The sequence below is a fragment of the Rossellomorea sp. NPDC071047 genome, from assembly GCF_050270195.1.
GTDB lineage: Bacteria > Bacillota > Bacilli > Bacillales > Bacillaceae_B > Rossellomorea.
Window position 1 is genome coordinate 1,258,733 of record NZ_JBNNJT010000001.1, and the last position, 24,724, is coordinate 1,283,456.

The following is a 24,724-nucleotide window of genomic DNA, read 5'->3' on the forward strand; positions in this document are numbered from 1 at the left end:
ACGAAAGAGTGGGGTGCGACCCCACTCTTCTACCTTTAGAGCTATCTTTAGTATTTCCAATAAAAATATACCATAATCAACATTTTTATGCAAACAATTCCCATGGTATCAGCTTAGAATAGGGATAATTGGTTCTTATCCGGCAAGGCTTCCAAACAGCCGTGATTGTCCAGGTACTCGATGATTGTCTTGGAGACGCGTCCTCTTTGTTGAAGATCTTCTTTAGAGAGAAACTCCCCATTCTGTCTTGCATTCACAATATTGATAGCCGCATTCGTCCCAAGCCCGGGAATCGAGTTGAACGGTGGAATCAATGAATCTCCATCTATAACAAATTCAGCCGCTTGTGAACGATAAAGATCTACCTTTTGGAACTTGTATCCCCGTTCACACATCTCAAGGGCCAACTCCAGTACTGTTAACGTGTTCTTTTCTTTTGGAGATGCATCCAGGCCTTTGCTATTGATTTCTTCTATCTTGGCCCTGACAGCTTGTGACCCCCTCACCATGGCTTCGATATCGAAATCCTCTGCACGAACGGTGAAGTAAGCAGCATAGTACAAGAGAGCATGATGCACTTTAAAGTAAGCAATACGAACAGCCATTAATACATAGGCAGCCGCATGGGCTTTCGGGAACATATATTTGATCTTCAGACAAGAATCAATATACCAGTCCGGTACCCCATTCTTTTTCATCTCTTCTACCCATTCATCCTGCAGTCCCTTACCTTTACGTACAAATTCCATGATCTTAAAGGCAAGTGAAGGCTCGAGTCCTTGATAGATGAGATAAACCATAATATCATCACGACATCCAATTACTTCGCTCAGATTACAAATATTATTATGAATAAGCTCTTGTGCATTGCCAAGCCATACATCAGTACCGTGTGAAAGTCCCGATATTTGAACAAGCTCAGAAAATGTCGTCGGTTTTGTATCCTCAAGCATTTGTCGAACAAATCGTGTTCCGAATTCAGGAATTCCAAGCGTCCCGGTCTTACACATGATTTGTTCCGCTGTCACTCCAAGAGGCTCCGTCCCACTGAAAATTTTCATCACTTCTGGGTCATCTGTCGGAATCGTCTTCGGATCGACACCTGATAAATCCTGAAGCATACGAATGACGGTTGGATCATCATGACCGAGAATATCAAGCTTCAAAAGATTGTCATGAATGGAATGGAAATCAAAATGTGTCGTTTTCCATTCCGAACCTGAATCATCAGCAGGAAATTGAATTGGTGAGAAATCGTAGATATCCATATAATCAGGTACTACGATGATCCCTCCAGGATGCTGTCCGGTTGTTCTTTTCACTCCGGTACATCCACTTACCAATCGATCGATTTCTGCTCCGCGGATTTGCAGCTGATGATCATTGGCGTATCCTTTTACATACCCGTATGCGGTCTTTTCCGCCACCGTACCAATTGTACCTGCCCGATATACATTATCTTCACCGAACAGAACCTTCGTATAGTTATGGGCATTAGGCTGATATTCACCCGAGAAGTTCAAATCGATATCGGGAACTTTGTCTCCTTTGAATCCAAGGAATGTTTCAAACGGAATATCATGACCATCCTTCTTATATGGAATACCACAATCGGGACAATCTTTATTGGGCAGATCAAACCCCGATCCTACCGATCCATCATCAAAGAACTCGGATTTCTTGCAAGATGGACATACATAGTGAGGAGGTAAAGGATTTACTTCCGTTATTTCTGTCATTGTCGCAACAAAAGAGGACCCTACTGATCCACGGGATCCTACCAGATACCCATCATCCAATGACTTTTTTACCAGCTTATGTGAGATTAAATAGATGACTGCGAATCCATGGCCGATAATACTCTTTAATTCCTTTTCAAGCCTTGCCTCTACAATTTCAGGAAGCTCTTCCCCGTAAATGCTTTTCGCCATGGCATAACTCATCCGACGCATTTCTTCATCAGCGCCTTCAATTTTAGGCGTATACAGATCATCTCTGATCGGTTTAATTACTTCAACAAGGTCTGCTATTTTGTTGGAGTTATCCACAACAATTTCTTTCGCTGTTTCTTTTCCTAAGAAAGAGAATGCATCCTGCATCTCATTCGTTGTTCTAAAATGAACATCAGGAAGTTCGTGTCGATTCAAAGGATTCGCACCGCCTTGAGAGCCAACGAGAATTTTCCGGTAAATCTTATCGTTTTCATTTAAGTAATGAACGTTACCGGTAGCCACTACCGGCTTATCCAATTTCTTACCAAGCTCTACAATGTTTTTAATGATATCTTCAAGGTTTTTCTCGCTTTGTACCAAATCCAACTCGATTAAATGTTGATAGACTTCTTTGGGATGAACTTCCAGGTAATCATAGAATTGAGCAGTTTCCTCAACTTCTTCTTTCCCTTTTTGCATCATCCCTTCAAACACTTCTCCTTTGTCACAGCCTGAACCTACGAGAATTCCCGTTCGATACTTTTGGAGCTGTGAGCGTGGAATTCGCGGAACACGGAAAAAATAATTCATGTGAGAAATGGATACTAGTTTATAAAGGTTCTTTAAGCCTTCTTCTGTTTGGGCAATCAGTGTACAGTGATAAGGTCTTGACCGTTTGTAAGCATCACCTTTCCCCATGTAATCATTGAATTGATTATGATTGGTGATTCCTTTTTCAACGGAATCCTTAAGCATTTTCAATAACAGGTATCCAGTTGTTTCTGCATCATAGATCGCTCGGTGATGCTGGGTAAGTTCAATATCAAATTTCTTGGCTAACGTATTTAAACGATGATTCTTGAATTGAGGATACAGGAGTCTTGCAAGCTCCAGCGTATCGATGACAGGGTTAGTCGCTTTAGGCAGCCCTGCTTTTTGATACCCTGCATTTAGGAAACCCATATCAAAGGAAGCATTATGTGCAACTAATATATCTTCTCCTGCCCATTTATGATAGTCGTGAAGAACATCGTTTATTTCAGGTGCCGTTTGCACCATATCATCGGTAATACCCGTTAATTCAATGGTTGTAGCGGATAAAGGATGATGAGGGTTGGCAAACGATTCGAATTTATCGATGACCTCACCATCTTTGATTTTCACCGCAGCGAGTTCAATGATGGTGTCGTAAACGGCCGAAAGTCCGGTTGTTTCAACATCAAAGACAATAAAAGTACTATCTTCTAAAGGAAGATCCCGGTCGTTATAGGCGATTGGAACCCCATCATCAACAAGATTGGCTTCCACACCATAGAGAAGTTTAATATCATTTTTCTTGCTTGCGCTGTAGGCTTCCGGGAAGGATTGTGCAACGGCATGGTCCGTTATTGCAACCGCTTTATGCCCCCATTTTTTTGCTTGGGCAACAAGACTTGCCACTGAAGAAACGGCATCCATCTGACTCATTGGAGTATGCATGTGAAGCTCCACCCTTTTTTCATCAGCAGGTGCAGTATCCAATCTCAGAACCGGTTTGATTTCATTCACATCGTTGGCGATCATCACCAGGTCACGTACGAATGTATCATTTTGAATACTTCCACGACAGCGGACCCACATTCCTTTTTTCATATTGTTCATGATTGCAGCGTCCTCTTTGTCCCTCGAGAACATTTTGACCAGGATCGAACTTGAGTAGTCTGTTACTTTAAATGTTAACAAAGTACGACCGCTGCGTAATTCACGTGTTTCACAATCGAAAACATATCCTTCAATCGCGATCCGTCGTTCTTCGTCATAAATCTCTTCAATCTTCCGGAAGTCAGCATCGTCTTTAATCGTAAGACCGAGCATGAATGGACCGCTGGGTGCATCACTTGCTCCCTCTTTTTCAGCCTTTTCCATTTCAATGAGAGCTTGTTTGGCTCTCTCTTGATCTTCTTTAAGCTTTTCTTCCAAAAACTTCTCATACTCATTGCTTTGTTCCTCTACTTGACTTACCTCTGCATCCAATACTAATTTAGGAAAGCCAAAGTTCTCGAAAGTAGAGGTGATCATTTCACCGTATTTTCTTTTTAATTGTGTTGCTTCTGTATCATTGGAAGCAAACACAATGATTTTATTTCCGTTGATTTTCGGCTTTTGAGTATTTAATAATTTTAATAATGGCGGTGAAATACCTTGAATTTCTTTTACACAGTCCTGCCAATAATCTAATATGTGTTGGTCTGATATTTGAGTATTCACCACTCTTATCGTAAATCCGACGTTTGCAATATGTTTAAAGGATGTTTGCAGTGCGATTGAAAATTTACTCCATACATTACACGGAATGATTTCTTCGAATGTAAAGTAAAAATGCCATTTCTTCTCCTTGCGAAACACCGCTAGTTTTTCAATTTCAGCGTTTTGAAAGTATTTTACAAAGGCATCCTCTGTTAACCCTAATTGCTTTAGCAACAGTTGAAACCTCTCTCTTTTGCCCAGGGGCTTTTCTTCCATGATCCTTCTCCCCCATTTCTAATCGTGTTATTTACAGTAGAAAAAGGGCTGACAGCTAAGGATTGCCTCCTTTAAAGTCGAGCCCTTTTCTATTTAAGAAAGAGTCTTGTATAGTTCTTGCAGTTTTGGTAGAAGCTCGTCCTTATGCACTTCCAGCATCTCACCTGTGCTTCTTACTTTCACTTCAACGATGCCTTCTCCTGCTTTTTTCCCGACCGTTATACGAATTGGAAGTCCAATCAGATCTGAGTCGGCGAATTTAACACCCGGACGCTCAGCCCGGTCATCCATTAATACATCATAACGATTTTCTTTAAATGTGTCATATAGTTCGCTTGCAAGGTTAGCCTGTGCTTCATCCTTCATATTGATTGGGATTAAGTGAAGGTCATATGGTGAAAGATTCGTTGGCCAAACCAGACCATTATCATCATTAAATTGCTCTGCAACTGCCGCAAGGGTACGAGAGACACCTATTCCGTAACAACCCATGATGATCGACTGCGATCGTCCATTTTCATCTAAGAATGAGCTGCCTAGTGCGTCAGAATATCTTGTCCCCAGTTTGAAAACATGTCCCACTTCGATTCCTTTTGCGAAAACAATCGTACCATTTCCGTCAGGAGAAGTGTCACCTTCCTGAATGAAGCGAAGATCTGCGTATCGAGAAACCTCAAAATCACGTTCAGGGTTCACGTTTGTGAAATGGTATCCTGCTTCGTTTGCTCCGGCTACACCATTTCTAATGTATTTAACTGCATGATCAGCAATAATTTTAACGCCTTTATCTAATGAACAAGGGCCAATTGATCCGATTTCACATCCGATGAGCGCTTTCGTTTCTTCGGCTGATGCCAATTCAACTACACCTGCATTTAGAAGGTTCTTCACTTTGATATCGTTGATTTCGTGATCACCACGGGATAATACCAGTACATGATCATCATCTACTTTAAATAGTAGTGATTTCACACATTGATCTTTCTCAATAGAAAGAAAAGAGGAAACTTCTTCAATCGATTTACTCTCTGGCGTTGATATTTTTTTTAATTCAAGCATCTCTTCAGCCGATTGGGTATAGGAATCCACTACTTCAGCCATTTCGATATTCGCTGCATAATCGGATTGATCGGAGTATGCAATCGTATCTTCGCCGACTTCAGATAACACCATAAATTCATGTGTATCCTTACCGCCCATCGCTCCAGAGTCAGCGATAACTGCTCTGAAATTCAGCCCGCATCGGCTGAATATATTTGAATACGCCTGAAATAATGCATCGTAGGTTTGATCCAGGCTTTCAGAAGAAGAATGGAATGAATAGGCATCCTTCATAATGAATTCCCTTCCTCTAAGGAGTCCAAAACGTGGACGCTTTTCATCACGGAATTTAGTTTGAATTTGATACATCGTGAGGGGTAGACGTTTATATGATTTAATTTCGTCCCTTACTAAACTTGTAATCACTTCCTCATGTGTTGCTCCGAGGGCAAATTCACGATCATGGCGATCATGCATTCTCATTAATTCAGGGCCATATGTTCCCCAGCGTCCCGATTCTTTCCAGAGTTCGGAAGGTTGCAGGGCAGGCATGAGCATTTCAACAGCACCTGCTGCATCTAATTCTTCACGAACAATCTCTTCCACTTTCTTTAATACTTTATTTCCTAATGGCAAAAAACTATAAATACCACTTGCATTTTGTCTTATGAATCCTGCTCTCAAGAGAAGCTGATGACTCTTGATTTCTGCATCAGCCGGTGTTTCTCTTAAAGTAGGGATGAATGTATTACGTTGCTTCATCTATTAGCACCTCAGTTACCATATATATTATTTATGTAGTGTGGGAATTTCCTTCTCACTATTTTATCTTAAATCAACAGGCAGTAACACCCTCATTTTTTGATTCTGGAGGGAGAAACTGCCTGTTCATGATACATGCATCATATTTTATAAGAAAAATCTTTGAATGTCGTTCCATGTAACAACGAGCATGAGAACCATGAGAAGGGCAAATCCGACAAAATGGACCATTCCTTCCATTTGACGATCCACCGGTTTCCCTCTTACCGCTTCTACTGCGAAGAACAGGAGTCTGCCTCCGTCAAGGGCAGGAATTGGCAGAAGGTTCATGATTCCCAGGTTGATACTAAGGATGGCAGCCCATCTCATTAGATAGAATATACCCGATTTAGCAACAACATCCGTTGACTGATAGATTCCAACCGGCCCAGATAATGCATCGATTGAGAACTCACCGGACACAAGCTTTCCTAAAAGAACAAAAATCATTTTGGTCCATTCATAGGTTTGCTGTGCACTATTGGTCACCACTTTGAGAGGCGACTTTTCAACAGGACTATGAACACCAATGATCCCTATTTCTTCCCCTTCTATCTCTTGAGGTTTTGGAGTGACCGAAATCTCAGTGTTTGAGCCGTTACGATCAACATTAAACCGCAGCTCATCCCCTGGGTGCTTCTGTATGATGGTGACAATATCATCCCATGTCAAAATCTCTTTACCGTCTATACTTAAAATCACGTCATTTTTCTGAAGGCCAGCTTCTTTTGCTGCCCCATCTTCTGTGAGTTCACCAAGAACGGGATCATTCGTAGGAACCCCTTGTAATAAGCCTACAAGAATGAAAATGAAGAAGGCTAAAATAAAGTTGAATAGCGGACCCGCAAAAATGGCCATCGCCCGTTGGGGTAGTGACTTAGATGCAAATTGACGATCCCATGGAGCGATTTGTGTCTCGACACCATCTTCAATGAATACGGCGTCCCTGGAGATCAAAAAGGTTTTCAGTTCCTCCTCGTCTTCTTCGTATCCACGAATATGCAACCTGTGCTCTAAATCCGCTTCTTCTACCTCAATGACACGAATGTTCGGATAGCGATCTTTGTTGTTTAAGACAATTTTTTTTATTTTTTCATCCTGATCGAGTACAAGACCAACCCGATGCCCGGCCTTTAATTCAACCATTTCCGGATCTTCCCCGGCCATTCGGACAAAGCCTCCAAGAGGCAATAAGCGAATTGTATAGGTTGTTTCATCCTTTTTATATGAAAACACTTTAGGACCAAACCCTATTGCGAATTCACGGCATAAAATGCCTGCACGCTTCGCGAAAATTAAATGTCCAAGCTCGTGAAAAAATACTAAAGCTCCAAAAATAACAACAAAGGCAATCACCGTTTGCAAATAAAAAACCACCTTTTTTATAACCTGTTGGTAACAGATCTAAATGTTTGAAGTAAGCGTACGAAACATGTCCACTATCATACTACGTTACATGACATGGAAACATGCCCAAGTACTCTACAACCAGCTTGAAACAAGTTGTCGAGTCTGTTGATCAATCTCATGTATGGTTTCAAGATCCGGTCTATGTACCACTTGATGAGTAGACATAGCCTTTTCAATATAAGCTTCAATGTCCAAGAAAGATATCTTTTTTTCCAGGAACATGGAAACTGCCGCTTCATTTGCAGCATTCAGTACCGTCGTCATACTGCCACCGATCCGACCTGCTTCATAGGCAAAAGCAAGACAGCGGAAACGATTTAAATCCATCTCTTCAAAATGAAGCTTACCCATTTCGACTAAATCCAATCTCTTACCTGGTCTGATAAGTCTGTCCGGATAGGTTAAAGCATATTGAATCGGAACACGCATATCAGGCGTACCTAATTGAGCCATTACAGAAGAATCGTGGAATTGAATCATAGAGTGGATAATGCTCTCTCTATGCTGCACCACCTCAATTTGGTCATAAGGAATATCAAATAACCAATGTGCTTCGATGACCTCTAACCCTTTGTTCATCATTGAAGCAGAGTCGATGGTAATCTTTGCTCCCATTGACCAGTTCGGGTGATTCAGGGCTTCTGTTACTGTGACACCGTCTAATTCTTCTCTCGTCCGGTCTCTGAAGCTGCCTCCGGATGCAGTAATGATCAGTTTTTCAATATTTTTCTCTTGCTCTCCCTGCAACGCTTGGAATATGGCAGAATGCTCACTATCAACCGGCAGTAAAATGGAATTCTTTTTCCGGGCAGCCTCCATCACCAGATGTCCAGCTGTTACAAGCGTTTCCTTATTGGCAATCGCAATCATTTTCCCTGCCTCTATGGCTTGTAAGGTAGGGTGAAGTCCGACGCTTCCCAGAACTGCGTTAACGAGTACGTCCGCATCCTGATGACAAGCCACCTCCACCAAGCCTTCTTCCTCGTAAAGAACCTTTAAAGAAGATGACATTTCTTTCTTTAGTAATTCCGCATCCTCTTTTCGTTGAACAGAAATCAATTGAGGACTGAATTCCAGAATCATTTTTCTAGCTTCTTCTATATTTCTGCCAACAGACATAGCTGTCAGTTTAAATTCTTCAGGATGCTCACGGATTACATCAAGGGTCTGTGTCCCAATAGAACCGGTAGCTCCCAATAAGCTAATCTTTTTCAACAACTACACTCCTCCCGCTAGAAGCCTTCTACTTTTATAAAAGAAAATGAAGAAGGGGAAACACAAATAACAAACTATCAAAACGATCCAGCATCCCACCATGACCCGGTAATAAATGCCCGGAATCTTTTACTTTGTAATGCCTTTTCAAAGCTGATTCGACCAGGTCTCCAACTTGTCCAAAGACGGATAGAATTGCAGTCACGATTATTAGTTTTGGAATGGACATATCAAGATCAGTGAAAAACGTCATGATAACTCCAACTACAATGGCACAAATAATCCCGCCCACAAAACCTTCGATGGTTTTATTCGGGCTGATTTGAGGCCATAGCTTCTTTTTCCCCATTGCTCTCCCGATGAAATAAGCTCCTGAGTCTGTTGCCCATATGATAAATAAAGCGTAGAAAACAAACTGTACTCCTTCATCCAAACGGATCTCCATAAAGTAATAGAAACCAATTCCTACATATAAAATGCTTAACAGAGCAAAAGACACATCATCGAATGTATAACGGTTCTTAGTTGCTACTGTATATGTTAAAAAGAGCAGCACGGCAAGAAAAGCCATTTCGATCTTGGAATAGCCAAAGTCTGCTAAAATCCCGATAGCATCGGTTGGTATCAAAAATACCCACAACAGGGCCAAAGATAGTAACCCGGGAATGGTGAAAATCCATTGCCCTCTCATCTTTAGTGCTTCATATAAACTGATGGATGCAATAAGATACATTAAAATAATAAATGGTGTTTCACCAAAAATGATGATTGGCAAAAATATCGCTGCAGCTATCACTGCTGTAATAATTCTTTGTTTCATTAGGATTCCTCGCTTTGTAACCCACCAAATCTTCTTGAACGACCTTGATATGCTTCAATTGCTTCTATTAAATGTTCCTTGCCAAAATCCGGCCACAGTACGTCTGTAAAAAAGAACTCTGTATAAGCTAATTGCCAAAGCATAAAGTTACTTAAGCGGATTTCTCCACTCGTTCGAATAAGCAGGTCTGGATCTTTTAAATCTTTCGTCATCAAGTAACTTGAAAACACTTCTTCATTCAATTGGTTCTCATCTAGTATTCCATTCTGAACATCTTTTAAGACATGCTTCATAGAATCAATAATTTCTGAGCGGCTGCCATAATTTAAAGCAAAGTTTAATATCAGACCGTCATTATTCTCCGTAGCTTCCATCGCCTTGGTGACGGCTCTCTTGGTATGGTTCGGCAAGGCTTCAGGAGAACCCATCATCTTCACCTGAACGTTTTCTTCTACTAACTCAGGTAAAAAGGTTCCTAAAAATTCTTCCGGCAACTTCATAAGAAACTCAACTTCCATTTTTGGACGTTTCCAATTTTCAGTCGAAAAAGCATAGAGAGTTAAAGCTTCTACACCTAATTCGTTTGCCAATTTCGTTATTCTTCTAACACATTTCATGCCTTCATGATGTCCTGCGACTCTAGGTAAGGCTCTTTTTTTTGCCCACCGTCCATTACCATCCATAATAATAGCTATATGACCCGGAATCGGGTGTTTTACTAATTCTTGAAATCGATCATCCACTTCTTCGGAAGTTTGCTGTCTTTTCCATTGCTTAAGCTTGTTTAGCATAAAATCCTCCACCAACAATCCAAAAAATATTTACCTTTACTATCATATCAAAAAATAAGGAAGATATCTTTAAGAAAATAGATTATGTACATTCATATATGTATTTTGAACGTTAAACGATGTTTCCTCTTAAAACGAAAGGCTCTTTTCGTATAGTTTGTTGCTATTGTAGAGGAAAAAGTAATAGTTGATTTCCGCTCCAGGATGCTCGCTTTCCGCGGGGCTGGCGGTGAGCCTCCGGGGTCTCACCTGTCCAGCCATTCCCGCAGGAGTCGAGCCTCCTTCCGCTCCAATCAACTTTCTTAGCATGTATCCTTAATAGAAAAAAATTAAAAAAGAACTTTAGCAAACAATCTCATTTAAGGTAAGTAGAGATTGATCTTCCTTTTGCTAAGCTGAGGAGGCTCTGCCGAACGCTAGCTGCAAGCGGAGCAGTTCCCCACACCATCCAGCATAAGCTGGTTGACAGATCCCTGGCAGATTCTATGCTAGAAAACAACAATCTTGCGAAAAGAGCCAAACAAATAATCACTCAATCAGAGAAATGGAGAAGCGGGCTATCATAAACACTCTAAACAAGCAAAAACAAAAGGACCGGCCCATAAGGAATATGAGTTCACTTATAGGTCAGTCCCTTGGGATTAGAATATGATTAATTATACTTCTAACATTTCTTGTTCTTTATCTTTTGCAATAGCATCAATCTTGACAATGCTTTCATCTGTTGCTTTCTGAACATCATCAGAGTATCCTCGAAGGTCATCTTCTGTAATGTCCCCACTTTTCTCTTTCTTCTTAAGATCATCATTTGCATCACGACGAATATTACGGATCGCAACTTTTGCATCTTCAGCTTCTTTTTTCACAAGCTTTACAAGTTCTTTACGACGTTCTTCCGTTAACGCAGGAACAACGATGCGGATAATGTTCCCGTCGCTTGTAGGTGTAATTCCCAAGTCTGATTTCAATATCGCCTTTTCAATATCACCTAAAGCTGATTTATCATAAGGCTGGATGACTAACATACGAGCCTCCGGAATTGAAATACCTGCTAATTGGTTAACAGGTGTTGGTGCACCATAGTAATCAACTGTAATCTTATCAAGTAGAGATGCGTTTGCTCTTCCTGCACGGATACTTGCTAACTCACGAGAAAACGTTTGAATAGCTTTTGTCATTCTTTCTTTTGCGTTTGTTATGATCGTATTTGGCATTATGCTTTCCCCCTAACGATTGTACCTATATTCTCACCTGTGATGGCTCTCTTAATATTCCCATCCTCCATAATAGAGAATACAATAAGCGGAATATCATTGTCCATACAAAGAGAAGAAGCTGTTGAATCCATTACAGCCAAACCTTCTTTCAGAACATCTAAATAGGAAAGTTCTTCATATTTAACAGCCGTCTCGTCCTTCTTAGGATCTGCTGAATATACACCATCTACGTTGTTTTTAGCCATCAGGATGACTTCTGCTTCGATTTCAGCTGCTCTAAGTGCCGCAGTAGTGTCGGTTGAGAAGTAAGGATTTCCAGTACCTGCTGCAAAAATCACAACACGTTTCTTCTCTAAGTGACGGATCGCTCTGCGTCTGATATAAGGCTCTGCCACTTGACGCATATCAATTGACGTTTGAACTCTGGTTTCGATGCCAATTTGCTCAAGGCTGTCTTGAAGAGCCAAAGAATTCATAACGGTAGCCAGCATCCCCATATAGTCAGCAGATGCACGATCCATTCCCATCTCACTACCTATCTTACCACGCCAGATATTACCACCGCCAACGACAACTGCAACTTCAACATCAAGTTCAGCAATTTCTTTTACTTCTTCTGCTACATTTTTAATGACAGAAGGGTTTATTCCGAAGCCATCATCACCTGCTAATGCTTCTCCACTAAGTTTCAGAACGACACGTTTGTATTTAGGAACGCTCATGGGAACCTCCATAAAAATAGAATTTTTCTTGAAAAATAGGGAACACGCTAAGTGTTCCCTACTAAGAATTGTTTAGCTTTTATTATTTCTTAACTTGACTCATAACCTCTTCAGCGAAGTTGTCTTGACGTTTTTCAAGACCTTCCCCTACTTCGTAACGGATGAAATCAGTTAAAGTAGCTTTATTCGCTTCAAGGTATTGACGTACCTTTTGATCTGGATTCTTAACGAATGTTTGATCCAGGATACAGATATCCTCGAAGTATTTTCCAAGGCGGCCTTCAACCATTTTCTCTACGATGTTTTCAGGCTTTCCTTCGTTTAATGCTTGTTGCTTAAGTACTTCACGCTCACGTTCTACTTCTTCAGCAGAAACCTGGTCACGGGATACATACTTAGGATTTAGTGCCGCAGCATGCATAGCAACATCTTTCGCTACATTGGCATCAGTAGTGCCTTCGACTACTGTAAGAACAGCAATACGGCCACCCATGTGCAGGTATTCACCGAAAGCAGCGTTATCACCTTTAGTACGGATTTCAAAACGACGAAGAGTGATCTTTTCTCCGATTTTAGCGATAGCGGCATTGATGAATTCACTTACAGTTGAACCATTCGCCATTTTTTGCTCTAGAGCAACTTCAACTGAAGCCGGTTTGTTAGCTAATAAGTGATCAGCTAATTCTTTAACAAGACTTTGGAAGTTTTCGTTCTTCGCAACGAAATCAGTTTCTGCGTTCACTTCGAAAATGATAGCAGTATTCCCTTCGCTTGCAATGTAAGTAGTACCTTCAGCTGCAATACGATCAGCTTTTTTAGCTGCTTTTGCAATTCCTTTTTCGCGTAAGAAGTCAATTGCTTTGTCCATATCTCCGTCAGTTTCTGTTAACGCTTTTTTACAATCCATCATTCCAGCGCCAGTTTTTTCACGAAGTTCTTTAACCATTTGTGCAGTGATTGCCATAGTGGGTTTCCTCCTTAGTTTAACTATGTAGACTATATCACCCATGGGTGATAGTCAAAAATGTACCGTATCTCAATTTGAGTACAGTAGATGTGAATACTCTTTAAAAAAAGGTGATAAGGGTAAGCCCTCTTATCACCTTCCATTCATTACTCAGCTGCTACAGCTGCTTCTTCACCTTGCTTAGCTTCTAAAATAGCATCTGCCATTTTACCTGTAAGAAGCTTAACTGCACGGATTGCATCGTCATTCGCAGGAATGACAACATCGATTTCATCCGGATCACAGTTTGTATCAACAATACCCACGATAGGGATATGAAGTTTACGAGCTTCAGCTACAGCAATACGCTCTTTACGAGGGTCGATGATGAATAATGCATCAGGTAGCGTGTTCATATCTTTGATTCCGCCTAAGAATTTCACTAAGCGCTCATGTTCTTTTTTAAGTTGTACTACTTCTTTCTTAGGTAGCACTTCAAATGTTCCGTCTTCTTCCATTTTTTCAATTTCTTTAAGACGGGAAATACGCTTTTGGATTGTTTCGAAGTTAGTAAGTGTTCCACCTAACCAACGTTGGTTGATGTAGTACATACCAGCACGTTCTGCTTCTTCTTTAACAGACTCTTGTGCTTGTTTTTTTGTACCAACGAAAAGAACTTTACCGCCGTTACCAGCTAATTCTTTCACGAAGTTGTACGCTTCTTCAACCTTTTTTACTGTTTTTTGAAGGTCGATGATGTAGATACCGTTACGCTCAGTGAAGATGTATCTCTTCATCTTTGGGTTCCAACGGCGAGTTTGGTGTCCGAAATGTACACCAGCTTCTAGCAATTGTTTCATAGAAATTACTGACATGTGTGTTTCCTCCTAAATGGTTTTTGTATTCTCCTCCGTTTCCGTCATCTTGTAGTAGAAACTATTCATTTGAATAGCACCATCTACCTCAATCGAGAAACGTGTGTAATCACACCATGAATACTATAGCATACCTATTCCAACCAATCAAGACATTCCTACATAATTTGACGGAATTTCAGCAGGAGTTCAATTTCCGTTTTTCCTTTTCCGACAGTTTGAGCTATTTCCTCGATGCTCTTCCCTTCTTTTTTAAGTGAGAGAACCTGTTGGATGAGAGGATCTTCGTTGGTTTTTACTGTTGGTTTCACTTCCAACTTTTTTTCGACAGATCCCATTTGTGGTGTTGGTGTTTGCTGATAGGCCTTTGAAGCTTGCTTATATCCTGCTCCTGGCCACTTGGGATTGGTGTGAAGCGGGGAACCGGTTTCATTCTCATCGTCCGTTTTGTCAGTGGTATGTGTTTGACTTTTAACTTGATGATTAAAAGCCCTAATGAACTCTTCATTCTCTTCTTTCATTTCTATCAGATAAGTAGAAATGACTTCTTCTAATTCCATAATCATTTTCTTTTGTTCTTTCTCCATGTTAAGAAAACGATTTTGCCTTGAGAATAAAAGGACGATCGCAAGCAAGGATACGATATTAAGAAGAAAAGATATAAAAAGCAGGAATGTTACCATGTCATCACCTTAATTTAGTTTGATTTTAGTCTTTCCTCAGCACATAAAAAGACTGCTCCATTAACGGTATTTCATCGGAACAGTCCATCAATATCTATGGTTTGTCATGGTGCGCACCGTTAATCAATAGAGTTGGTTCAAGAGCCTAATAAATTGCGCAGTTTAAAAATGGCCTTGGAATGTATTTGTGAAATCCGTGAGGTTGACAGTTTCATGACTTCCCCGATTTCCGTCAAAGTCAATTCCTCTTTATAAAATAAACTTAACACAAGCTGTTCTTTATCAGAAAGTGTTAGAATCGTTTTCTCTAACTCTGTTACCTTTTCACCTTTCAGCACTTCTTCCTCAGGTGTGATCGTCTTATCATCTTTAATCGAATAGCTTTGAGATTCATGATCTTCATCGGTTAGTTGCTCATCCATGGAAAGGACATTGGCAAAGAAATGTTCATTGGTGGTTTGATATACTTCCTCAGGAGCCATCTCTAATGAGGCAGCTACCTCCTCGGCGGTCACGTGGCGTAATAAAATTTGTTCCAGCTCTACTGTTTTGGCTTCGATTTTTTTCGCCCTGTCTCTTGTTGATCGTGGTAGCCAGTCTTCTTTTCTCAGTCCATCGAGAATGGCTCCCCGGACTCTGAACGAAGCATATGTATCGAACTTTAAATCTCTTGTTGGATCAAACTTCTGAAGTGCATCCAGTAAACCCATCAACCCAAGACTTTTTATATCTTCTCTCGAGACGTTTCTTGGCAGCCCAACGGAAATTCTCTGAACATGATACGACACAAGGGGCATATATTTCTTCACTAACATGTCACCTGCCTGGGTATCACGACAGTTAATCCATTTCTCCCAATATAGTTGTTCATCTATTCGAGGGGGTTGCTGAGACATAAGAATCCTCCTTGCTTACTATTTTCTTCCTTGAAATCTGCATTAAGGTATAAAACTCCATGGTATGAGAACAAGAGTAAATCTTTCCTCCTTGGAACTTTTCATTAACTCATAATTCTCTGGTTCCTTCATTTACCGTCCGAACTTGAAGGACACCGGTCGACGTGAAGAATTCAATGGTTCTCCCTTTATTACCACCCAAATCTTCTGCTACAATTGGCACGCGATGCCTCAAGAGAGCCTCTTTAACCGCTTCAGCATTCCTTGGGCCTATTCTCATCACATCGCTTTTTGATTTGAATTGAAACATTTGTGCACCGCCCGCCATTTTGCACTTAAGTCTCTCAACTTTCGCACCCCGTTCTCCAAGTTGTCGGATGAGTTCATCTATTCCAGTGTCTGCATATTTAGCTAAGTTCATGGATGGCTCCTTCCCTAATGATGAATGAGGGAGCATGATGTGGACCATACCGGCCAACTTGATAAGCTCATCGTATAATACCACCCCAATGCAAGAACCTAAGCCCGATGTGCGAATTGAACTTCCCTTACTAACGATATTCATATCTGCAATACCCACCCTTACCACTGTACTCATAACAATCATAGCTTCACACCAAGGGATTGGAAGATGATTTCAAATGAATCGGGATCCGGTAAGAGGAAAAAGTGACCTTTCACACTTTCTGATTCCTCTAACTCTTCTTCTTTCAATGCTGTATCTATGACGATGGCATAATCACTTACCTGAGAGATTTCCAGCAAGCCGAAACCGATGATGGCACCAGCCATATCTACAGATAAAGCGGGAACAGAAGGTAATAGTTTAAGACTCGTAAAGTCGGATAAGGAAGATAAATAAGAACCTGAGAGAATATTCCCTAACTCCTGCATGGCTGATAAACCTAAATCTGAATACGGTGGTTCACTAAAGGAAAAAGAACGATCCTGTATCATTGATCGAATATAAGTAGAAGCTTGTTCAAGAGGTAATAAAAAGAACATACTTCCCGGTGCATCCCCTTCAATTCTTAAGAACACACTTACGACTACATTATCCGGTCCTCCTGCCATGTCCATCATTTCATCGAAGGTAACAACCTGGACACTGGGTACCTTCATGTCAATCTTCTTATCAAGAAGAGTAGAGAGGGCAGTTGCTGCATGCCCTGCTCCAATATTTCCGATTTCTTTCAAAATATCTAAGTGCATTGACGATATTTTCTTCTCATAACCCATTCGTATCCGTTCTCCTTAGATGGATTGCAGTACTTTGTCTAAATGAAGTAGAATCAATAATCGTTTATTTTGCTTTACTACTCCACCAATGTACTCCGCTTCTACTACCCCGACAACTTCCGGTGAAGGTTCAATCATTTCTCTCTCTACATCCAACACATCATTTGCTGCATCAACGATCAATCCAACTTCTTTATCCTCTAAACCTACGATAATCACACGGGTGCTCTCGGTTGGCTCAGAAGAGGATAAATCGAACCGGCTTCTTAAATCGATGATGGGGGTTACGACACCACGTAAATTTATTACACCCTTAACATAGGAAGGCGTTCTTGGCACTCTCGTAATATGCTGTAGCTTCTCAATTGATCGGACCTGATCGACAGGAATGGCATATTCCTTATCCACCAATTGAAATACGATAAGCTTTAGGTCTTCCATCGTCTCTGACACTACACTCATTTCCCTTACCTCCTATTTAATCAATGCATTGCAATCAACAATCAGCGCTACCTGCCCATCACCCAATATGGTTGCACCTGAAATGGCAAATACATCATTAAGATAATTCCCTAAAGATTTTAGGACGATTTCCTGTTGACCAATAAATGAATCTACTACTAACCCTGCCATTTTTTCTCCTTTCCTTACAACCACGACAGAATAAAACTCTTCATCTTTTGAATCTTTAGGAATTTCGAATACATCCTCCAGGAATAACAACGGAACCACCTTGCCTCTGAAATCTATCACTCTTTGATTATGCGCATTCATGATCTCTTCTTTTTTGACTATGGCCGTCTCGATAATGGAAGAAAGCGGGATTGCGTATTTCTCATCTTCAATCTCAACAAGCATGACAGAAATAATCGATAAGGTTAATGGCAATTGTATAGAAAACAATGATCCTTGACCTGCACTGGAGTCGATTGTAATGGAACCACCTAATGACTCAATCGTCGCTTTAACTACATCCAATCCAACACCTCTGCCAGAGATATCTGAGATTTGATCAGCTGTTGAAAATCCTGACGCCAGGATAAGTTCATATATTTGTCTGTCGGATAAGGTTTGTGCCACTTCTTCTGATACAATTCCCTTTTGTATCGCTTTCTCCATCACCCGCTGTTTATTAATACCTGCACCATCATCTTCAAGTTCAATAAATACATGATTTCCGCTATGATAAGCTTTCAGTTTGACCGTCCCTTGTTCCGGCTTACCATTTTTCGAGCGAACCTCAGGCATTTCAATTCCGTGATCCAGGGCATTTCGAATTAAGTGGACGAGTGGATCTCCGATTTCATCGATCACCGTCCGATCAAGTTCTGTTTCTGCCCCTATGATTTCTAATTCAATTTTCTTATTTAAATCTCTTGCAAGCTGTCTTACCATGCGGGGAAAGCGGTTAAATACCGTTTCTACAGGAACCATCCGCATAGTGAGGATGATGCTTTGTAGGTCTCCGGAAATCCGTGTCATTCTTTCAACCGTTTCATTTAATTCCGGATTTTTTAAATCCTTTGAGATCTGTTCCAACCTGCCTCTATCAATGATAAGTTCTTCAAAAAGGTTCATAAGTACATCCAGGCGCTCAATGTTTACACGTATCGTTTTGCTCGAAGGATTCGATTGTCTTGATGTTGTATTGGTTTCTTTAGTCATCGTGTCTTCCCGTTCTTTTACAACAACTTCACCTGACTGCTCCTCCGATCCACTCACTTCATTGTTGTGAATATGATGTAAGGTCAGTTCCATTAATGTGACATCTTCTACCTCAGAGACGTTACGAATACTCTTTTCTATTTCACTAGCATCCTCTTTTGACACAACTGCTATAACAAAGGAATGATCGAACTGTTCTTCTTCCAGCTGGTCTACAGTAGGGAAAGACTTAATGACTTCTCCGAGTTTTTCCAGCACTTCGAAAACCATAAATACCCTTGCTGCTTTCAACAGACAATCTTCCCGCAAGGAAACGGTAATTTCAAAGCAACGGAATCCCTGCTCGTAGGATTGCTGAATAACGGTCTGTTCAAATGCTTCGTACTTCATGGACAATGTATGTATTTCAGGGGCTATGGTTGCGGCAGCTTCATTACTTGCGGATTGTAAATTTTCACCTTTTTCAATTGCTTGGAGAAGGTTGACAACTTCCGTCACATCACGTTTTCCATCTCCGCCGTCCGCGATAGAAAACACCATTGCTTCCAGGTCGTCAACGGATTTAAACACTACATCCAATATTTCGGGTGTCACTTTAATTTTTTCATTACGTATAGCATCCAGAACATTCTCCATTTTATGGGTAAGGTTTGCTAAATCTTCGTACCCCATCGTTGCAGACATTCCTTTTAACGTGTGAGCTGAACGAAAAATTTCATTAACAATCGCCAGGTTTTCAGGATTCTTCTCCAATTCCAGTAATTGCTCATTACAGGTTTGTAGATTTTCCTTACTCTCTTCTATAAAAACTTCTAAATATTGACTCAATTCCATGTGCTCCACACCTCTCTACAACATGTACTTCATAATAGATTGAGAAATATCCTCGATATGTTCCACGCTATCCACTAAATTTGTAGCGATAGCCGATTTCGGCATTCCAAACACAATACAAGTCTCTTTTGATTCTGCAATGGCTCTCACTTCGCTTGTTTCTTTAAGCTTGATTAATCCTTCAGAGCCATCGGAGCCCATCCCCGTCATAATGACAGCTATTTTGCCATAATTTCGAAGCAGGCTTGCGGATTCGAACAATATGTCTACTGAAGGTCTGTGACCATTCCGTGGAGCTTCTTCCTTTGATAGTCCAAAGGCTAAATGTGCTCCATGCTCGACCACCGTTGTATGAAAACCACCCGGTGCTATATATGCTGTTCCTTTTTGGAGGATCTCTTCATGCTCTGCTTCCTTCACTTTAATGGCGGATTGACTATCTAACCGTTTGGCCAGTGAGTTGGTAAAGCCGGGTGGCATGTGCTGCACCACGACCACTGGTGCATCCAGTTGAGGAGATAATTCTGTCAACACCTTTTGTAAAGCGCGTGGACCTCCTGTTGATGTTCCTATAAGGATCAATTTCGGTGAATCCCGGGTCCATTTATGTTCAGAAGGTAACGTTGGTACACCTTCATTAGCAGGTTCACTCGAATATGTCGTTTTTCGAAAAGTGCTGGTTATTTTCGTCATGTTCACCTTGCTTGCAGAAAGCACTTTCTCAACCATTTCATCTTGGACTTTATGAAGGTCCAATGAAATGGTCCCTGAAGGTTTCGCGATAAAATCAACAGCTCCAAGCTCCATGGCTTTGACAGTCTCCTCCGCCCCCTCTTTCGTTGTAGATGAGAGCATCACGACAGGTACCGGGCATTCCACCATGATTCTCTTTAAGGCTTCTATACCATTCATCTTTGGCATTTCCACGTCAAGGGTCACGACGTCTGGACAGAGTTTTTTGATTTTAGAGATCGCGTCTTCACCATTTCTAGCAATTCCTATCACTTCTAGCTGTTCGGAGGCTGTTAGAAAATCACCAATAAGTTTTCTCATAAATGCTGAATCATCTACAACTAGAACTTTTTTCATTCAGGAATTTTACCTCCCAAAAATAGATTTCTCATACTCTTTAAAAAGCCTGCCTGTTTCTTCACTGGTCGATAGGGTGCACCGACAAAATGATGCAACATCGTACGCAGACTTAAAGTCATGGCCGAAGCAGGGTATCCGACGACTATGGGTGTTTGATGAATGACCGCCTTCCTTACAGTTGAATCTTCAGGTAAGACTCCTAAAGAAACAATCTCTTTATGGAGGAATTTCCTCACCGTTTCTTGTAATCTCGTAATCGTTTCAAGACCTTCCTTCTTGAATTCTGCCCGATTACATATCAGATAGAACTGTTTCTCTTGATCCCTCAAATATATATATTTCATCATCGAGTAGGCATCAGTAATCGAGGTAGGCTCAGGTGTCGTGACAACAATGATTTCGTCCATTGCCAAGAGAAAATCCAACGTCTCTTTCGTAGCTCCTGCACCCATATCAAAAAGTATGTAATCATACTTTTTAACTGCATGCTCCATTACTTCAAAGAACCGTTCTATCTGCTTCTCATTCCACTCCACTATATTTTTCAGGCCATTTCCCCCACTTATGTAAGAGATACCATGAACATTCTCACATATAATCGTGTCGATATCTAGTTCTTTTTCCTCAATATAATCCATGATTGAGTAGGAATGATGACTACCTAGTAAAATATGAATATTTCCCATTCCGATATCCAGGTCAATTAATAACACTTTCTTATTTTCTTTACCAAGCAAAACGGAAAGGTTAGTGGAGATATTTGATTTTCCAACCCCACCCTTCCCGCTTACTACTGCAATCGTTTTAGCGGGAGAATAGTCGCCAATGAGCATTTTCCTCCTTAGGTTATATGCTTGATCTTTCATATCGAAATCCTTTCATTAGTAAATGACCTATTTCTTCAACATCCACCTCGGTAATATCCTCCGGTACATCCTGACCGATCGTTACATAAGATGCACCGATCTTCCCCTCTGTCATCATATTGATCATAGAACCGTAACTGGATGTTTCATCCAGTTTCGTGAAAATAAAGCGATCAATGTCAATAGAAGAAAACTGTGAAATGATTTCCTTCATATCCCTCTCCTTGCTCGTCAGCGAAAGAACCAGGAACGTCTCCATGTGGTGGTCGAAGTCAATAATTCCCCTTAAATCCTCTACATATTTCTTTTCTCTGAAATTCCTGCCTGCAGTATCAATGAAAACATGATCGTAGTCCTGGAATTTATCGATTGCTTTTTTAAAGTCCCCTATTTTATAGACTACTTCAACCGGAACATTCAACAGACCTGCGTACGTCTTTAATTGCTCAATCGCTGCAATACGATACGTATCTGTCGTGATGAATGCTATTTTCATCCGTTTCTCAATCACTGCTTCAGCCGCCATTTTCGCTAAAGTAGTTGTTTTTCCCACACCGGTTGGCCCTATCACGTTAATGTATTTCTTTTTGTAACTCATACCACCCAAAGGAATTCCTTTCAGAAGACCCTCCAGAAAATATTTGACCTCCTGTTTAGCCCATTCATTTCGATTGTCAGCTGGAAGAAAACCACTTTTGATCCTCTCTTCAAGATAGTCCCCCAATCGGAAGAGGGTTGTGTCTCTAATGTCATGATTTTTGAGAAATAGTAAGATTTGTTGCACATCTTCAGTGAATTTCTCGAATTGATTCTTTGATTTAATCGTAGAAATCATTTGTTTAAGTTCTTTTAATTCTGACTCTACCGATTTATTAGGAACTTCGTATTTTTTTTCGGGTGGAGAAGGAGGAGGGGTTTGGGCAGATGCCACATTCAATCTACTCATCTCAATCTTTTCACTCTCAACCTCTGGATCGATGGCAGCAATGACTTCAATCATTTTCTTTTTGAATAACCCCATGAAACCTCCCGTAAACGCCACTTTAGAGTTTAGGATGACGGCATCATCCCCTAATTCAGCTCTGACCTTTTTCATTGCCTCATTCATGGAAGGTGCTACATATTTCTTTACTTTCATCCGACATTCACCACCCCTAAACTTTGTACTTCTACATTTGCTTCTAATTCGTTATATGAAATGATCGGTACTTGAGGGAAGTACCTTTCTGTCAGTTGCCTTACGTACATTCTCACAGCTGGGGAACACAGAATAATCGGTGACTCCTCCATTAGAGACAACTGTTCCACTTGAGATGCGACTGCTTCCAGGATTCCTTGAGAATCGTTTGGATCCATCGATAAATAATTTCCATGCTCAGTTTGTTGAATGGCGTCGGCAATCAATTTTTCAACCTTTCCTGACATAGTCACAACCTTTAAGGAATCGTCTCCTTGAACATATTGACTGGTAATTTGTCTAGCCAATGATTGCCTGACATACTCTGCTAAAAGATCCGTATCTGAACTCATTTTGGCATAGTCGGCCAGGGTTTCGAAAATAATCGGCAAGTTCCTGATAGACACATTTTCCTTTAACAACTTGGCCAATACTTTTTGTACTTCACCTACTGTTAAAGGATTCGGTGTCACTTCTTCCACTAAAATCGGGTAGGATTCCTGCAGATGATCAATGAGCTGTTTCGTCTCCTGCCTGCCCAGAAGTTCATGAGCATTTGTTTTAATCATCTCGGTTATGTGGGTCGACACCACTGACGGCGGATCCACAACCGTGTATCCGAATATTTCTGCCTGCTCTTTCGTTTCTTCTGAAATCCATTTAGCCGGAAGACCGAATGATGGCTCGATTGTATCAATCCCCTCAATGGAATCATCCTCCACTCCTGGACTCATGGCTAAATAATGATCAAGCAAAAGCTCTCCCCGGGCCATTTCATTGCCTTTAATTTTCAAGCGATATTCGTTAGGTTGAAGTTGAATATTGTCCCGGATCCTTACTACAGGTATGACAAGTCCCAGCTCTATAGCTAATTGGCGTCTTATCATCACAATCCTGTCAAGGAGATCTCCTCCCTGATTCGTATCGGCAAGGGGTATCAGACCATAGCCGAACTCGAATTCAATCGGATCCACATTCAATAAATTAACGACGCTCTCCGGACTTTTCATTTCGTCCTGTTCTACCTCTTCTTCCATTTCCATCATGTCAGATTCCGTTTCTTGCGGTGACCTTGAAAGCATGAAGGCTCCTATCCCTAATAGTGCTGCCACTGGGATAGTTAAGATATCATTAATAGGTGTTGCTACACCCAGCATGAAGATCGTGAAGGCAGCTACATACAGCATCGCAGGATAAGCCAGTAGCTGATTCATGATATCCTGCCCCAGATTCCCTTCAGATGCTGCTCTTGTCACCACGATGCCCGTGGCTGTTGAGATCAATAGGGCAGGAATCTGGCTGACTATCCCGTCCCCGACTGTCAGTAAGGAATAACGGGTTGCCGCTTCGGCGATAGGCAGCCCTTGTTGTGTCATGCCGATAATAATACCGAAGATTAAATTGATCATGACAATGACAATTCCAGCTATGGCATCTCCCTTAACAAACTTGGATGCCCCGTCCATGGCACCGTAGAAATCTGCTTCCCGACCTACTTTTTCCCGACGATTTCTGGCATCGTGCTCAGAAATCATCCCGGCATTCAAATCGGCATCAATACTCATCTGCTTACCAGGCATGGCGTCAAGTGTAAACCTTGCCGCCACCTCGGACACACGCTCAGATCCCTTTGTTATGACAATAAATTGGATCACGATGAGAATGATGAATACTACGAGACCGACGAGAATATTTCCCCCTACAACGAATGTTCCAAAGGTTTCCACAACGTCCCCTGCTTCACCCTTACTAAGGATTGATCTCGTTGTGGAAACATTTAGACCTAATCGAAAAAGTGTTAACAATAACAATAGGGAAGGAAATATAGAAAATTGCAATGGTTCATTCATATTCATCGAGGTTAGGAGTACAAGGAGTGCAAGTGAAATATTAACGATGATCAATAAGCTTAATAACCAGGATGGGAACGGGATGATAAGCATGGCAACGATTAATATGACACTGGCTAGTACGGATAAATCTCTTGCTGACATTGTTTCT

Annotated in this window: 20 protein-coding genes; all 20 read right to left on the bottom strand. The window is 41.0% G+C overall.

What is annotated here, in order from left to right:
- Positions 1–113 precede the first annotated feature (113 nt).
- Positions 114–4,433, bottom strand: coding sequence for a PolC-type DNA polymerase III (locus tag ACQKFO_RS06490; RefSeq protein ID WP_427597509.1), 4,320 nt, complete (start codon positions 4,431–4,433; stop codon positions 114–116).
- Between the two features lie 93 nt (positions 4,434–4,526).
- Positions 4,527–6,236: a proline--tRNA ligase gene (locus ACQKFO_RS06495; protein WP_427597510.1), complete on the bottom strand. Its 1,710-nt coding sequence runs from the start codon at positions 6,234–6,236 to the stop codon at positions 4,527–4,529.
- 147 nt (positions 6,237–6,383) lie between these two features.
- On the bottom strand, positions 6,384–7,640 hold the full coding sequence (gene rseP, locus ACQKFO_RS06500; protein ID WP_427597511.1) for an RIP metalloprotease RseP: 1,257 nt from the start codon (positions 7,638–7,640) through the stop codon (positions 6,384–6,386).
- Between the two features lie 117 nt (positions 7,641–7,757).
- Positions 7,758–8,900, bottom strand: coding sequence for a 1-deoxy-D-xylulose-5-phosphate reductoisomerase (gene dxr / locus ACQKFO_RS06505; RefSeq protein WP_427597806.1), 1,143 nt, complete (start codon positions 8,898–8,900; stop codon positions 7,758–7,760).
- A 34-nt stretch (positions 8,901–8,934) separates the two neighbouring features.
- Positions 8,935–9,720, bottom strand: a complete 786-nt coding sequence (locus tag ACQKFO_RS06510; RefSeq protein WP_148968766.1) for a phosphatidate cytidylyltransferase — start codon at positions 9,718–9,720, stop codon at positions 8,935–8,937.
- Positions 9,720–10,511: an isoprenyl transferase gene (locus tag ACQKFO_RS06515; protein WP_427597512.1), complete on the bottom strand. Its 792-nt coding sequence runs from the start codon at positions 10,509–10,511 to the stop codon at positions 9,720–9,722. Before ACQKFO_RS06515 ends, ACQKFO_RS06510 begins: the two co-directional genes overlap by 1 nt.
- 656 nt (positions 10,512–11,167) lie before the next feature.
- Positions 11,168–11,725, bottom strand: coding sequence for a ribosome recycling factor (frr, locus tag ACQKFO_RS06520; RefSeq protein ID WP_427597514.1), 558 nt, complete (start codon positions 11,723–11,725; stop codon positions 11,168–11,170).
- Positions 11,725–12,450 carry a UMP kinase gene (pyrH, locus tag ACQKFO_RS06525; protein WP_148968763.1) on the bottom strand — a complete coding sequence of 242 codons (726 nt, stop codon included), beginning with the start codon at positions 12,448–12,450 and terminating at the stop codon, positions 11,725–11,727. The genes frr and pyrH overlap by 1 nt, the downstream gene beginning before the upstream one ends.
- Positions 12,451–12,532: 82 nt before the next feature.
- Entirely contained in the window at positions 12,533–13,414 is an 882-nt protein-coding gene (gene tsf / locus ACQKFO_RS06530) for a translation elongation factor Ts (protein WP_427597515.1), read from the bottom strand.
- A gap of 149 nt (positions 13,415–13,563) precedes the next feature.
- Positions 13,564–14,271, bottom strand: a complete 708-nt coding sequence (gene rpsB, locus ACQKFO_RS06535; RefSeq protein WP_044337376.1) for a 30S ribosomal protein S2 — start codon at positions 14,269–14,271, stop codon at positions 13,564–13,566.
- A gap of 158 nt (positions 14,272–14,429) precedes the next feature.
- Complete coding sequence (locus ACQKFO_RS06540) at positions 14,430–14,954, bottom strand: DUF6115 domain-containing protein (protein ID WP_427597516.1); 525 nt, start codon at positions 14,952–14,954, stop codon at positions 14,430–14,432.
- 137 nt (positions 14,955–15,091) lie between these two features.
- On the bottom strand, positions 15,092–15,850 hold the full coding sequence (locus ACQKFO_RS06545) for a FliA/WhiG family RNA polymerase sigma factor (protein WP_427597517.1): 759 nt from the start codon (positions 15,848–15,850) through the stop codon (positions 15,092–15,094).
- Between the two features lie 109 nt (positions 15,851–15,959).
- The gene (locus ACQKFO_RS06550) at positions 15,960–16,457 is read right to left on the bottom strand and encodes a chemotaxis protein CheD (RefSeq protein WP_427597518.1); all 498 of its coding nucleotides are present in this window, start codon (positions 16,455–16,457) and stop codon (positions 15,960–15,962) included.
- Entirely contained in the window at positions 16,454–17,089 is a 636-nt protein-coding gene (locus ACQKFO_RS06555; RefSeq protein WP_427597519.1) for a chemotaxis protein CheC, read from the bottom strand. The genes ACQKFO_RS06550 and ACQKFO_RS06555 overlap by 4 nt, the downstream gene beginning before the upstream one ends.
- A gap of 15 nt (positions 17,090–17,104) precedes the next feature.
- Positions 17,105–17,530 (bottom strand): chemotaxis protein CheW, encoded by a 426-nt coding sequence (locus ACQKFO_RS06560; RefSeq protein ID WP_427597807.1) that lies wholly within the window; start codon positions 17,528–17,530, stop codon positions 17,105–17,107.
- Between the two features lie 33 nt (positions 17,531–17,563).
- Positions 17,564–19,588 carry a chemotaxis protein CheW gene (locus ACQKFO_RS06565; protein ID WP_427597520.1) on the bottom strand — a complete coding sequence of 675 codons (2,025 nt, stop codon included), beginning with the start codon at positions 19,586–19,588 and terminating at the stop codon, positions 17,564–17,566.
- A 15-nt stretch (positions 19,589–19,603) separates the two neighbouring features.
- Entirely contained in the window at positions 19,604–20,677 is a 1,074-nt protein-coding gene (locus ACQKFO_RS06570) for a protein-glutamate methylesterase/protein-glutamine glutaminase (protein WP_427597521.1), read from the bottom strand.
- On the bottom strand, positions 20,674–21,546 hold the full coding sequence (locus ACQKFO_RS06575; protein ID WP_427597522.1) for a MinD/ParA family protein: 873 nt from the start codon (positions 21,544–21,546) through the stop codon (positions 20,674–20,676). The genes ACQKFO_RS06570 and ACQKFO_RS06575 overlap by 4 nt, the downstream gene beginning before the upstream one ends.
- Positions 21,527–22,684, bottom strand: a complete 1,158-nt coding sequence (gene flhF, locus ACQKFO_RS06580; RefSeq protein WP_427597523.1) for a flagellar biosynthesis protein FlhF — start codon at positions 22,682–22,684, stop codon at positions 21,527–21,529. Before flhF ends, ACQKFO_RS06575 begins: the two co-directional genes overlap by 20 nt.
- Positions 22,681–24,717, bottom strand: coding sequence for a flagellar biosynthesis protein FlhA (gene flhA, locus ACQKFO_RS06585; RefSeq protein WP_427597524.1), 2,037 nt, complete (start codon positions 24,715–24,717; stop codon positions 22,681–22,683). Before flhA ends, flhF begins: the two co-directional genes overlap by 4 nt.
- Positions 24,718–24,724: the final 7 nt, after the last annotated feature.